The organism is Streptococcus oralis subsp. tigurinus (assembly GCF_002093575.1).
GTDB lineage: Bacteria > Bacillota > Bacilli > Lactobacillales > Streptococcaceae > Streptococcus > Streptococcus oralis_CH.
Genome location: NZ_LNVH01000003.1, coordinates 131304 through 144077, shown reverse-complemented (window position 1 = coordinate 144077; position 12774 = coordinate 131304). Strand labels below are relative to the sequence as shown.

General features: G+C 44.0%; 12 protein-coding genes, 1 riboswitch and 1 other annotated feature. Of the genes, 8 read left to right on the top strand and 4 right to left on the bottom strand.

Annotated elements, in window-relative coordinates; translation table 11 throughout:
* Both ATE37_RS04715 and ATE37_RS04710 read left to right on the top strand, forming a co-directional pair.
* Positions 1-1482: a UDP-glucose--hexose-1-phosphate uridylyltransferase gene (locus ATE37_RS04715; RefSeq protein WP_084868098.1), complete on the top strand. Its 1482-nt coding sequence runs from the start codon at positions 1-3 to the stop codon at positions 1480-1482.
* Between the two features lie 69 nt (positions 1483-1551).
* Positions 1552-1956: a PaaI family thioesterase gene (locus ATE37_RS04710; RefSeq protein WP_084868096.1), complete on the top strand. Its 405-nt coding sequence runs from the start codon at positions 1552-1554 to the stop codon at positions 1954-1956.
* A 32-nt stretch (positions 1957-1988) separates the two neighbouring features.
* Here ATE37_RS04710 and ATE37_RS04705 read toward each other — a convergent pair whose 3' ends face one another.
* The 4 genes from ATE37_RS04705 to ATE37_RS04690 all read right to left on the bottom strand — a co-directional run bounded on the left by ATE37_RS04705 (position 1989) and on the right by ATE37_RS04690 (position 5504).
* On the bottom strand, positions 1989-3251 hold the full coding sequence (locus ATE37_RS04705; RefSeq protein WP_084868094.1) for a nucleobase:cation symporter-2 family protein: 1263 nt from the start codon (positions 3249-3251) through the stop codon (positions 1989-1991).
* Positions 3251-3832, bottom strand: coding sequence for a xanthine phosphoribosyltransferase (locus ATE37_RS04700; RefSeq protein ID WP_084868093.1), 582 nt, complete (start codon positions 3830-3832; stop codon positions 3251-3253). The genes ATE37_RS04705 and ATE37_RS04700 overlap by 1 nt, the downstream gene beginning before the upstream one ends.
* A gap of 119 nt (positions 3833-3951) precedes the next feature.
* Positions 3952-4047, bottom strand: a riboswitch (purine riboswitch).
* Positions 4048-4278: 231 nt separating this feature from the next.
* Positions 4279-4665, bottom strand: coding sequence for a bleomycin resistance protein (locus tag ATE37_RS04695; RefSeq protein WP_061452820.1), 387 nt, complete (start codon positions 4663-4665; stop codon positions 4279-4281).
* Between the two features lie 11 nt (positions 4666-4676).
* Positions 4677-5504: an exodeoxyribonuclease III gene (locus tag ATE37_RS04690; RefSeq protein WP_084868091.1), complete on the bottom strand. Its 828-nt coding sequence runs from the start codon at positions 5502-5504 to the stop codon at positions 4677-4679.
* A 133-nt stretch (positions 5505-5637) separates the two neighbouring features.
* Between ATE37_RS04690 and ATE37_RS04685 the strand changes: the two genes are divergently transcribed.
* The 6 genes from ATE37_RS04685 to ATE37_RS04660 all read left to right on the top strand — a co-directional run bounded on the left by ATE37_RS04685 (position 5638) and on the right by ATE37_RS04660 (position 12477).
* Entirely contained in the window at positions 5638-6093 is a 456-nt protein-coding gene (locus ATE37_RS04685; RefSeq protein WP_025172783.1) for a DUF3290 family protein, read from the top strand.
* Complete coding sequence (locus ATE37_RS04680) at positions 6090-6725, top strand: DUF421 domain-containing protein (protein WP_000174434.1); 636 nt, start codon at positions 6090-6092, stop codon at positions 6723-6725. Before ATE37_RS04685 ends, ATE37_RS04680 begins: the two co-directional genes overlap by 4 nt.
* Positions 6726-6930: 205 nt before the next feature.
* Positions 6931-8676, top strand: a complete 1746-nt coding sequence (locus ATE37_RS04675) for an ABC transporter ATP-binding protein (RefSeq protein WP_084868090.1) — start codon at positions 6931-6933, stop codon at positions 8674-8676.
* Entirely contained in the window at positions 8666-10408 is a 1743-nt protein-coding gene (locus ATE37_RS04670; protein ID WP_084868088.1) for an ABC transporter ATP-binding protein, read from the top strand. Before ATE37_RS04675 ends, ATE37_RS04670 begins: the two co-directional genes overlap by 11 nt.
* A 104-nt stretch (positions 10409-10512) precedes the next feature.
* Complete coding sequence (locus ATE37_RS04665) at positions 10513-11205, top strand: sugar transferase (RefSeq protein WP_084868087.1); 693 nt, start codon at positions 10513-10515, stop codon at positions 11203-11205.
* Positions 11206-11247: 42 nt separating this feature from the next.
* The gene (locus tag ATE37_RS04660; protein WP_180382761.1) at positions 11248-12477 is read left to right on the top strand and encodes a DegT/DnrJ/EryC1/StrS family aminotransferase; all 1230 of its coding nucleotides are present in this window, start codon (positions 11248-11250) and stop codon (positions 12475-12477) included.
* A 34-nt stretch (positions 12478-12511) separates the two neighbouring features.
* Positions 12512-12743 (top strand) — a binding site (T-box leader).
* The last annotated feature ends 31 nt before the right edge of the window (positions 12744-12774 follow it).

The following is a 12774-nucleotide window of genomic DNA, read 5'->3' as shown; positions in this document are numbered from 1 at the left end:
GTGACCTTAGTAGATAAATTTGTAACACACGTTATTGCTGAAAGTTCATTTGAGGAAATGGATCGAATCTACCTGACCAATCGTATTTTGGCACGAGTGGGCGAAGGTGTTTTGGAAATTGGGACGGATCTGGATAAAGTGATTGACCTCAAAGACCAGTTGGTTGAGGAAGCGGTTCGATTAGAGACGATTGAAGATAGTCAGACTGCGCGTGAAATCCTTGGTGCTGAACTGATGGACTTGGTAACGCCTTGTCCAAGTCAGGTCAATCGTGACTTCTGGGCAACCTATGCCCAATCTCCCGAACAGGCAATTGCGGACTTCTACCAACTTAGCCAGAAAAATGACTACATCAAACTCAAGGCCATTGCAAAAAATATTGCTTATCGTGTTCCATCTGACTACGGAGAACTTGAGATTACCATCAACCTCTCTAAGCCTGAAAAGGATCCAAAGGAGATTGCAGCAGCCAAGTTGGCGCAAGCTAGCCATTATCCCCAGTGTCAGCTTTGTCTAGAGAACGAAGGCTATCATGGTCGAATTAACCATCCAGCTCGCAGCAATCACCGCATTATCCGTTTTGAAATGGCGGGTCAGGAGTGGGGCTTCCAGTATTCGCCCTATGCTTATTTTAATGAGCACTGTATTTTCTTAGACGGCCAGCATCGTCCCATGGCGATTAGTCGGCAGAGCTTTGAGCGTTTGTTGGCTATCGTAGAGCAGTTTCCAGGCTATTTTGCAGGGTCTAATGCGGACCTACCAATCGTCGGTGGTTCTATTCTAATCCATGACCACTATCAGGGAGGACGACACGTATTTCCTATGGAATTGGCTTCCTTGCAAAAGGCTTTCCGATTTGCTGGTTTTGAGCAGGTCAAGGCTGGGATTGTCAAGTGGCCCATGTCAGTGCTACGTTTGAACTCGGATTCTAAAGAGGATTTGATCAACTTGGCTGATAAGATTTTACAGGAATGGCGTCAGTATTCAGATCCTGAAGTGCAGATTTTAGCAGAAACAGATGGGACACCGCATCACACCATCACACCCATTGCGCGTAAACGCGATGGACAGTTTGAGTTGGACTTGGTTTTACGGGACAATCAAACTTCAGCAGAGCATCCTGATGGCATCTATCATCCCCACAAGGATGTCCAACATATCAAGAAGGAAAATATCGGCTTGATTGAGGTCATGGGCTTGGCTATCTTGCCACCTCGTTTGAAAGCAGAAGTGGAGCAAGTTGCCAGCTATCTTGTAGGAGATGGTGAAGCAGTTGCAGACTATCATCAGGAATGGGCAGACCAGCTCAAAGCCCAACATCTGGACCTAGCAGATAAAGAAAAAGCCCTTGAAATCGTCAAGGACTCTGTGGGTGACATCTTTGCACGTGTTCTGGAGGACGCGGGGGTTTACAAGCAGACGAAACAAGGACAGGCGGCCTTTATGCGCTTTGTAGAACAGGTCGGAATTTTACCCGACTAGGAGCTTTCTCCTTGCACAGTCCTATAAAAAGTAGTATCATAGGGTCGTTTGAAATATCAGGAGGAAACGATGAAAGATTTTCATTTTGACGCTATATCTGCCTTTGAAAATTACGAAATTGAACAAATGAGAGCTGGTCACGTTGAGGTGACGACCAAAGTAGTGGACTCGTCGCTCAACTACTATGGCAATGCCCATGGTGGCTATCTCTTCACCCTTTGTGACCAGATCAGTGGTTTGGTGGTTATTTCGCTGGGACTTGATGGAGTGACGCTCCAGTCCTCTATCAACTACCTCAAGGCAGGAAAACTCGACGATGTGCTGACCATTAAAGGAGAATGTGTCCATCAAGGTCGCACAACCTGTGTCGTGGATGTCGATATTACCAATCAAGAGGGCAGAAATGTCTGCAAAGCAACCTTTACCATGTTTGTCACAGGTCAGCGGTCTGAAGAAAGACAGGTAAGGATATAGAGAAACAAAAAAGAGGTGTGAGCCTCTTTTTCTTATTTCTTTTTCCGGTTTAATACTGCATTGAGTACAATGGCCAGTAGGCTAGCTACGACGATGCCGTTTGAGAAGAACATTTGGAAGGCTGTCGGCATGCTGACGAAGAGATTACTGTTATTTAGACCTACACCAGCAGCGATTGAAACAGCAGCGATAAGGAAGTTGTGTTCATTGTTAGCAAAGTCAACGCGAGCGAGGATTTGCATCCCTTGAAGGGAAACAAAACCAAACATCACCAGCATGGCCCCTCCAAGAACAGGGCTCGGAATGATTTGGGCGAGGGCTCCAAACTTAGGAAGGAGTCCAAGGAGGACTAGGAAACCAGCAGCGTAGTAGATTGGCAGACGGGTCTTGATACCTGACAATTTGACCAAGCCAACGTTTTGTGAAAATCCTGTGTAAGGGAAGGTGTTAAAGATTCCTCCGAGAAGTACGGCCAGACCTTCTGCACGGTAACCGTTGCGAAGGCGCGTGCTGTCGATTGGGTCTTTCGTTATATCAGACAAGGCTAGGTAAACACCAGTCGACTCAACCATAGACACCGTTGCGATGATACACATCATGACAATAGATGAGATTTCAAAGGTTGGCATCCCAAAGTAGAGAGGAGTTGGGACATGGACAAGCGGTGCTGCCGCAACAGGGGAGAAATCAACCAAGCCCATGGTAGCAGCAATGGCAGTTCCAACAACCAGACCAATCAAAATGGAGATAGACTTGATAAATCCTTTGGTAAGGATGTTGATAAAGAGGATGATCAGAACAGTGATGGCTGCAAGCAAGAGACTTTGACCAGTTGGCTCTGGAACATTATTTCCCATATTTCCGATAGCGACTGGAATCAGGGTCAATCCAATCGTGGTAATAACAGATCCTGTTACGATAGATGGGAAGAGATTGGCTACTTTTGAGAAAATGCCTGAAATCAGAACTACATAAATCCCAGAAACGATAAGGGCACCAAACATAGCACCGCTACCGTGACTTTGACCAATCATAATCAAAGGAGCGACGGATTGGAAGGCAACTCCGAGAACGACTGGTAGTCCAATCCCAAAGTATTTGTTGAGTTGGAGTTGGAGGAAGGTCGCCACCCCACACATGAAGATATCGGTAGAAATCAGGTAGGTCAATTGCTCAGCTGAATAGCCCAGAGCTGTCGCAATCATGATGGGAACCAGGATGGATCCTGAGTACATGGCTAGTAAGTGCTGTAAGCCAAGAACGGCTGCTTGTGAGTGTTTTTCTTGTTTTTGCATTAGAGATCTGCCTCCTTAAATACGACCTGACCATTTTCAAAACGATCCAAACGGGCCAGTGATAGGACGGGATATCCTGCTTTTTCAAGCAAATCACGACCATCTTGGAAAGATTTTTCAATCACAATACCAATCGCTTCAACTTTTGCTCCGGCCTGTTCAATAATTTGGATCAAGCCTTTGGCAGCTTGGCCATTTGCTAGGAAATCATCGATAATCAAGACCTTGTCCTCTGGTGAGAGGAATTTTCCAGCGATGGAAACAGTGCTTGTCACCTGCTTGGTAAAGGAGTAGACTTGGGCAGTTAAGATGCCTTCGTTCATAGTGATGTTTTTAGCTTTCTTTGCGAAAATCATGGGAACATCTAAGGCTTCTGCTGTAAAAACAGCTGGGGCGATCCCTGAAGCTTCAATGGTTACGACCTTGGTAATGCCAGCAGTTGCGAATTTTTCCGCAAAAACTTTACCAATCTCCCGCATCAAACGATAGTCAACTTGGTGGGTTAAAAAGGAATCTACCTTGAGGATATTGTCACCCAAGATATGCCCATCCTCGAGGATGCGCTCTTCTAATAATTTCATAAGACCTCCTAAAGTCTAAAAGATGCTTCATTTGCTTGTTTAGAGATTCTGGCAAGAAATAGAAAAAGGGCCTACTTAACAGATAAGCAAGCCCTCCAAACAGGTATGGCCCAACCCATACCTTCAGCAGACTTACTCATTGTTAGGTGTTCCGGCACCTTGTAGAAACGTCGTGCCAATTCACGACATAAACAAGTAAAATGATATTCAATTTTAAATAGGCTGACGCCAATGTTTTTATTTTACACTAATTAACTTTATAAATCAAATATTTTGTTAATGTTTAGATATAAAAAACGAACAAATTGAAGAAAAAAGAGCAAAATCTCAATTGTAAGCTAACATTTAGAAGATTATTCCATCATAAAAGGCACATTATCAGGATTTTTCAAGACCTGATAATATGCCTTTTTCTGATTTGAAAGATTTTTCCAGTCTCTATTTTTCTATTCGCTAAATCTTAAAAAATAGCCATCTGGATCCAAGACTGCAAATTCATGAGGATAGATATAATGATCTCCAACACGAAATGTTCTCTTAGTCAAAGGACGATGGATAGGATAGTCAGCTTCCAGCAGTTTTTGGTGGAGCTGAGGGACATCTTCAATGCCAAAGGAAATATTGACACCGCGCCCGAAAGGATAGGTTAGTTGGGCTAATTCTTCTGTGCTGCCTTCTTCTAGCATAAGTTGGCAGTCTTCAAGCGAGAGGAAGAGAAATTTCTCCTCTGGACGCTCGTATTCGACAGAAAATCCCAGCAAGTCGCAGTAGAAGTGGCGTGACTTTTCGAGGTCAGATACTACAAATTCAGGAATGACAGCTTGATAGTCCATTAGCTTTCTCCTTAGAGCTCAATCTCCATGACAATGGGCGTATGGTCTTGACGCGCACCTGAGTCAATCATGTCAGACTTGGTCACCTTGTCAGCCACGCGGCTGCTAGTGAGCCAGTAGTCGATTCTCCAGCCTGTATTGTTGATTTTAGAAGTCTTGCTGCGTTGCGCCCACCAAGTGTAACGTTCTGGGATATCGCCGTGAATGTGACGGAAGGTGTCAGTAAACCCAGTTGCCAAGAGGTTGGTAAATCCAGCACGCTCCTCGTCTGTAAAACCAGGTGAACGGCGGTTGCTGGCAGGGTTTGCAAGGTCGATTTCCTTGTGGGCTACGTTGTAGTCACCCGTCGCAAGGACTGGTTTTTCTTTGTCTAACTCAGCTAGATACTCAACATATTTGACGTCCCAGACTTGACGCTCTTCCAAGCGTTTCAAACCATCACCAGCATTTGGAGTGTATACTTGGGTCACGAAAAATGTATCAAACTCCAAGGTGATGATACGGCCTTCCAAGTCCATGGTAGAAGGAGCACCGATTTCTGGGAAGCTGATAGTAGGCGTAAGTTCTTTCTTATAGAGGAACATGGTTCCAGCGTAGCCTTTGCGAGCAGGTTCTTGAGAGGAACGCCAAGTATTTTCATAGCATGGAAAGAGTTCTTCTAAAATTTCCAAGTGTTTCTTAGTAGGGCCCTTTGCAGAAAGCTTGGTTTCTTGGATAGCGATGATATCAGCATTTTCAGCGACCAAGGTTTGTAGGACTTCTTGGGACAATTTGGCACGAGCTGAGTCGCTCGTTAGGGCAGCATTGAGGGAATCAATATTCCATGAGATGAGTTTCATAAAGTTACCTTTTTCATTCAGATTATAGATTTTATTATACCAAAAAAAGGTCTATTTCCCCAACGTATGGTTTGAAAAATCACCCTCTTTCATTTATAATTAAGAATGATTTTATGAAGGAGAGTGAAAATAGATGAAATTCTACTCTTATGACTATGTACTCAGCCAAATCGGTCAGCAAAATGGTATCATGGTTGGCTTTGGGATTGTTCTATTAGCTGTGACAGGTTTTTTTGCTTTTAAGGCATACCATGATAAAAAGGGGACCAAATTTCGTGAGTTGGTTATGATTTCAGCTCTGACCTTATTAGCCCTCCTTTTGGTCAGCATCACGACTTATCAAAACAATCAAGTTTCTAACAATAAATTTCAAACTTCACTTCATTTCATCGAGGTTGTTTCCAAAGATTTGGGAGTAGACAAGTCAGAAGTCTATGTTAATACTTCCACAAACACAGATGGAGCACTTCTTAAGGTAGGAGATCGTTATTATCGTGCCCTGAACGGCAGTGAGCCAGACAAGTACCTATTAGAGAAAGTGGAATTGTATAAAACAGATGCAATTGAACTGGTGGAGGTGAACAAATGACACTTAATTATATCGAAATTTTAATCAAACTAGCCTTGGGTCTCTTTTCTCTGGTTTTTGTAATCAATGTGACAGGAAAGGGCAACCTAGCGCCTAACTCAGCAATAGACCAAATCCAGAACTATGTGCTAGGGGGTATCATCGGTGGGGTGATTTACAATAGCGCCATCAGTATTCTTCAGTATGCAGTTATCCTGATTATGTGGACCATTCTGGTCTTAACTCTCAAATGGCTTAATAATAATGTTCATTTTGTAAAACGTTTGATTGACGGGAAACCAACCCTGCTCATCAAAAATGGGAAGATTGATCCAGAAGCCTGCCGTTCGGTTGGTTTATCAGCAGCGGACGTAGCTCTTAAGCTCCGTAGTCAGGGAATTTTCCAAATGAAACAAGTCAAACGAGCTATGCAGGAGCAGAACGGTCAACTCATCGTAGTCCAAATGGGAGATGAGAATCCCAAGTATCCTGTTGTCACAGACGGTGTTATCCAAGTCGAAATTTTGGAGACCATTGGTCGGAGCGAAGAATGGCTGCTTGATAACCTCAGTAAACAAGGGTATGACAATGTGGCCAATATCTTTATCGCTGAGTATGACAAGGGTGTCGTCTCAGTCGTAACTTATGAATAAGAAAAACCTGGGTCTTGTACTCTTCAAAAATCAAATTCAAACTGCGTCAACGTCGCCTTGCCGTATGTAGGTTACTGACTTCGTCAGTTCTATCTACAACCTCAAAGAAGTGCTTTGAGCAGCCTGCGGCTAGTTTCCTAGTTTGCTCTTTGATTTTCATTGAGTCTTGGCCTCAGGTTTCCATTTGCAATCAGAAAGGGATTTTATGTCCATTATTCAAAAACTTTGGTGGTTTTTCAAGTTAGAAAAGCGCCGTTATCTAGTCGGGATTGTGGCCTTGGTCTTGGTTTCCGTCCTCAATCTCATTCCCCCCATGGTCATGGGACGGGTGATTGACGCCATCACTGGGGGACAATTAACCCAGCAGGACCTCCTTCTTAATCTATTTTATCTACTGCTGGCAGCCTTTGGGATGTACTATCTGCGCTATGTTTGGCGTATGTATATCCTTGGGACTTCCTACCGTCTCGGACAGATCATGCGGTCTCGCTTGTTTGAGCATTTTACTAAGATGTCGCCAGCCTTTTATCAGACCTATCGGACGGGAGACCTGATGGCACACGCAACCAATGATATCAATGCCTTGACTCGTCTCGCAGGTGGAGGAGTCATGTCTGCGGTGGATGCCTCTATCACGGCGCTGGTGACCTTGCTAACCATGCTTTTTAGTATCTCATGGCAAATGACCTTGGTTGCCATTCTTCCCCTGCCTTTCATGGCTTATGCGACCAGTCGTCTTGGGAGAAAGACTCATAAGGCCTTTGGTGAATCCCAAGCTGCTTTTTCTGAACTCAATAACAAGGTACAGGAGTCCGTATCAGGTATTAAAGTAACCAAGTCTTTTGGTTATCAGGCAGACGAGTTGAAGTCTTTTCAGGCAGTCAATGAATTGACCTTTCAAAAGAACCTCCAAACAATGAAATACGATAGTCTCTTTGACCCTATGGTTCTCTTGTTTGTTGGTTCATCCTATGTTTTAACGCTTTTGATTGGTTCCTTGATGGTTCAGAAAGGGCAAATCACCGTTGGGAATCTAGTCACCTTTATCAGCTACTTGGATATGCTGGTTTGGCCTCTTATGGCTATTGGTTTCCTCTTTAATATTACTCAGCGAGGAAAGGTTTCTTACCAGCGGATTGAGAATCTTTTGTCTCAGGAATCTCCAGTAAAAGACCCAGAGTTTCCATTAGATGGTATTGAAAATGGACGCTTGGAGTACGCCATTGACAGCTTTGCCTTTGAAAATGAGGAAACACTGACGGATATTCACTTTAGTTTGGAAAAAGGACAAACCCTGGGTTTGGTTGGGCAGACAGGCTCTGGAAAAACATCCTTGATTAAGCTCCTCTTGCGTGAATACGATGTGGATAAGGGAGCCATTTATCTAAACGGTCACGATATTCGGGACTATCGTCTGATAGATCTTCGCAGTCTCATGGGCTATGTCCCTCAGGATCAGTTTCTCTTTGCGACCTCTATCTTAGACAATATCCGCTTCGGCAATCCTAACTTGCCCCTTTCAGCAGTTGAGGAAGCGACTAAGCTAGCTCAAGTTTACCAAGATATTGTAGACATGCCTCAGGGATTTGATACAGTTATCGGTGAAAAAGGAGTCAGTCTTTCTGGTGGACAAAAGCAACGTCTGGCTATGAGTCGGGCTATGATTTTAGACCCTGATATTTTGATTTTAGATGATTCCTTGTCAGCCGTGGATGCCAAGACGGAGTATGCGATTATCGACAATCTCAAGGAAACGCGTAAGGATAAGACAACTATTATTACAGCCCATCGTCTCAGTGCAGTTGTCCATGCAGATCTAATCTTGGTTCTACAGAATGGTCAAATTATCGAACGGGGGACACACGATGACTTGCTAGCCCTAGATGGCTGGTATGCCCAAACCTACCAGTCTCAGCAGTTGGAAATGAAAGGAGAAGAAGATGCAGAATAAGCAAGAACAATGGGCTGTATTGAAGCGCTTGATGTCCTATCTCAAGCCCTATGGCCTCCTGACCTTTTTGGCACTCAGTTTTCTCCTCGCGACTACAGTCATTAAAAGTGTCATTCCCCTTGTGGCTTCCCACTTTATCGACCAGTACCTCAGCAATCTTAATCAACTGGCCGTGACCGTTTTGCTGGCCTACTATGGCCTCTATATCCTACAAACTCTGGTCCAGTATGTCGGAAATCTTCTCTTTGCGCGGGTGTCCTACAGTATTGTCAGAGATATTCGTCGCGATGCCTTTGCCAATATGGAGAAACTTGGCATGTCTTATTTTGACAAGACGCCAGCAGGTTCCATCGTCTCTCGTTTAACCAATGATACCGAGACCATCAGTGATATGTTTTCAGGGATTTTATCCAGCTTTATTTCAGCAGTTTTCATCTTTCTGACGACTCTGTATACCATGTTGGTGCTGGATTTTCGTTTGACAGCTTTAGTCTTGCTCTTTCTCCCCTTGATTTTCCTTTTGGTCAATCTCTATCGGAAAAAATCAGTGAAAATCATCGAAAAAACCAGAAGTCTCTTGTCGGATATCAATAGTAAGCTGGCAGAAAACATTGAGGGAATCAGGATTATCCAGGCCTTTAATCAAGAGAAGCGCCTGCAGGCAGAATTTGATGAAATCAACCAAGAACACTTGGTCTATGCCAACCGTTCTGTAGCCTTGGATGCCCTCTTTTTGAGACCTGCCATGAGTTTGCTAAAACTCCTAGGCTACACAGTTTTGATGGCTTACTTTGGTTACCGTGGTCTTTCTATCGGGATAACAGCCGGAACCATGTATGCCTTTATCCAGTACATCAACCGTCTTTTTGATCCCCTGATTGAGGTGACGCAAAACTTTTCAACCCTTCAAACATCCATGGTGTCTGCAGGTCGTGTCTTTGCCTTGATTGATGAGAGGACCTATGAACCCCTTCAAAAGGATAGTCAAGCAAAGATTACAGAAGGTAATATTCGTTTTGAATATGTGTGTTTCTCATATGATGGTAAACACCAGATTCTGGATGATATTTCCTTTTCAGTTAAGAAGGGTGAAACCATTGCATTTGTAGGGCATACAGGTTCGGGGAAATCTTCGATTATCAATGTCCTCATGCGCTTTTATGAATTTCAGTCAGGCCGCGTTCTCTTGGATGGTGTGGATATCAGGAACTACAGTCAGGAAGAGCTGAGAAAGAACATCGGTCTGGTCTTACAGGATCCCTTCCTCTATCACGGGACTATCAAGTCCAATATTGCCATGTATCAAGAACTTAGTGATGAAGGGGTTCAGGCTGCAGCTGCCTTTGTCGATGCAGATTCCTTTATTCAGGACCTTCCGCTGGGTTATGATGCCCATGTTTCCGAGCGTGGTTCGAGCTTTTCTACTGGTCAGCGCCAGCTTCTTGCCTTTGCCAGAACAGTCGCCAGTCAGCCTAAAATCTTGATTTTGGATGAAGCGACAGCCAATATTGACTCGGAGACAGAAAGTTTGGTTCAGGATTCTCTGGCTAAAATGAGAAAAGGACGGACGACCATTGCTATTGCTCATCGCCTTTCGACCATCCAAGACGCCAACTGCATTTATGTTTTGGACAAGGGACGCATCATTGAGAGTGGAACCCATGAGGAACTCTTGGCCCTGGGAGGAACCTATCACAAGATGTATAGTTTGCAGGCAGGGGCTCTTACCTAAAGAAGAATTCCTCTAAATTACAGATTTCTTGCACCGCCTTTTCCATTTTGTGGTATAATGAAAAATGTTGACAAATAGTATAATAAAAACAAAGGAGAAACAGCATGCTGAAATGGGAAGACTTGCCCGTGGAAATGCAATCAAGCGAGGTTGAGTCTTACTACCAGCTTGTCTCTAAAAGGAAAGGTTCGCTGATCTTCAAGCGTTGTCTGGACTGGGTTCTGGCCTTGGTTTTACTGATTTTGACTTCTCCCATCTTTCTTATCTTGAGCATTTGGATCAAGTTGGATAGCAAGGGACCTGTCATTTACAAGCAAGAGCGCGTGACCCAGTACAACCGTTCGTTCAAGATTTGGAAGTTCCGTACTATGGTAACGGATGCGGATAAAAAAGGAAGTCTAGTGACTTCTGCTAACGATAGCCGTATTACCAAAGTGGGAAATTTCATTCGCCGTGTGCGTTTGGACGAACTACCTCAGCTAGTCAATGTCCTTAAAGGCGAGATGTCCTTTGTTGGGACACGACCTGAGGTGCCACGCTACACCGAGCAGTATAGCCCTGAAATGATGGCGACCTTGCTCTTGCCAGCAGGAATCACCTCTCTAGCCAGCATCAACTACAAGGATGAGGACACCATTATCAGTCAAATGACGGAGAAAGGTCTGTCAGTTGACCAGGCCTATGTCGAACATGTCCTCCCTGAAAAGATGCGCTATAACCTCGCCTATCTCCGAGAGTTTAGTTTCCTTGGAGACATCAAAATCATGTTTCAAACCGTGTTTGAAGTGCTAAAATAAAGTAGTCATGAGAAAATGAGTACAGATAAAAGGAGCAAATCAATGCCAAATTACAATATTCCATTTTCACCACCCGATATTACCGAAGCTGAAATCGCTGAAGTAGCGGATACCCTTCGTTCTGGTTGGATCACAACAGGTCCTAAGACAAAAGAACTGGAGCGTCGCTTGTCCCAATACACACAGACACCTAAGACTGTCTGCCTCAACTCTGCGACTGCGGCTCTTGAGTTGATTTTACGTGTTTTGGAAGTGGGACCTGGAGATGAAGTCATTGTTCCAGCCATGACCTATACAGCTTCATGTAGTGTCATCACACACGTAGGAGCGACACCTGTCATGGTGGATATTCAAGCAGATACGTTTGAGATGGACTATGACCTTCTTGAGCAAGCTATTACTGAGAAAACTAAGGTCATTATCCCAGTAGACCTTGCAGGGATTGTTTGCAACTATGACCGTTTGTTCCACATTGTGGAGAAGAAACGCGACCTCTTTACTGCTTCAAGCAAGTGGCAAAAGGTCTTTAACCGTATTGTGCTTGTCTCTGATAGTGCCCATGCTTTGGGATCAACTTATAAGGGACACCCTGCTGGCTCTATCGCTGACTTTACTTCCTTCTCATTCCATGCCGTTAAAAACTTTACAACGGCTGAGGGAGGAAGTGCGACTTGGAAGGCCAATCCGGCGATTGACGACGAAGAAATGTACAAGGAATTTCAAATCCTTTCCCTTCATGGTCAAACTAAGGATGCTCTTGCTAAGATGCAATTGGGTTCATGGGAGTACGATATCGTAACACCTGCCTACAAGTGCAACATGACGGATATCATGGCTTCGATTGGTTTGGTACAATTGGATCGTTACCCTGGTTTGTTGCAACGTCGTAAGGACATCGTGGATCGCTATGATCGTGGTTTTGCGGGTACTCGTATTCACCCATTGGCACACAAGACTGATACTGTCGAATCTTGTCGTCACCTCTACATCACCCATGTAGAAGGAGCAAGCTTAGAAGAACGCAACCTCATCATCCAAGAATTGGCCAAAGCAGGAATTGCAAGTAATGTACACTACAAACCACTTCCTCTCTTGACAGCCTATAAGAATCTTGGCTTTGATATGGCAGATTATCCAAGAGCCTATGCCTTTTTTGAAAATGAAATTACCCTTCCTCTTCATACAAAATTAAGCGATGAAGAAGTTGATTACATCGTTCAGACTTTAGTGAGAATTTCCGAAGAAATACTCGGTTCAGGAAAAAAATCATAAAAAAATCTTGACAAAGATAGAACAATAACATATAATATTCTCAATAAATCAGAAAAGTAACTATATTCGATCTTCAGGGAGCCTGTGGTGATTGTGAACAGGTGGTTGGAAGTAGTGAAAGTGGGCTGATTTTAAAAATGAATTTGAAACAATGAAAATTCGGTGCGCACACCTTATAGTGCAACTTGTTGTTAGACAAGGCAGAGATGTAAAGGGGGATAGTCCCTTTACAATTGAGGTGGCACCGCGTTACCAACGCCCTCACATGGAAGTCGATTCTGTGTGTGGGCTTTTTTC

Excerpts from the sequence above, each read along its gene's own strand:
- ATE37_RS04690 (WP_084868091.1), bottom strand. The coding sequence starts at position 5,504 with ATGAAACTCATCTCATGGAATATTGATTCCCTCAATGCTGCCCTAACG.
- ATE37_RS04710 (WP_084868096.1), top strand. The coding sequence starts at position 1,552 with ATGAAAGATTTTCATTTTGACGCTATATCTGCCTTTGAAAATTACGAA.
- ATE37_RS04680 (WP_000174434.1), top strand. The coding sequence starts at position 6,090 with ATGACACTTAATTATATCGAAATTTTAATCAAACTAGCCTTGGGTCTC.
- ATE37_RS04670 (WP_084868088.1), top strand. The coding sequence starts at position 8,666 with ATGCAGAATAAGCAAGAACAATGGGCTGTATTGAAGCGCTTGATGTCC.
- ATE37_RS04685 (WP_025172783.1), top strand. The coding sequence starts at position 5,638 with ATGAAATTCTACTCTTATGACTATGTACTCAGCCAAATCGGTCAGCAA.
- ATE37_RS04695 (WP_061452820.1), bottom strand. The coding sequence starts at position 4,665 with ATGGACTATCAAGCTGTCATTCCTGAATTTGTAGTATCTGACCTCGAA.
- ATE37_RS04660 (WP_180382761.1), top strand. The coding sequence starts at position 11,248 with ATGCCAAATTACAATATTCCATTTTCACCACCCGATATTACCGAAGCT.
- ATE37_RS04665 (WP_084868087.1), top strand. The coding sequence starts at position 10,513 with ATGCTGAAATGGGAAGACTTGCCCGTGGAAATGCAATCAAGCGAGGTT.
- ATE37_RS04675 (WP_084868090.1), top strand. The coding sequence starts at position 6,931 with ATGTCCATTATTCAAAAACTTTGGTGGTTTTTCAAGTTAGAAAAGCGC.
- ATE37_RS04705 (WP_084868094.1), bottom strand. The coding sequence starts at position 3,251 with ATGCAAAAACAAGAAAAACACTCACAAGCAGCCGTTCTTGGCTTACAG.
- ATE37_RS04700 (WP_084868093.1), bottom strand. The coding sequence starts at position 3,832 with ATGAAATTATTAGAAGAGCGCATCCTCGAGGATGGGCATATCTTGGGT.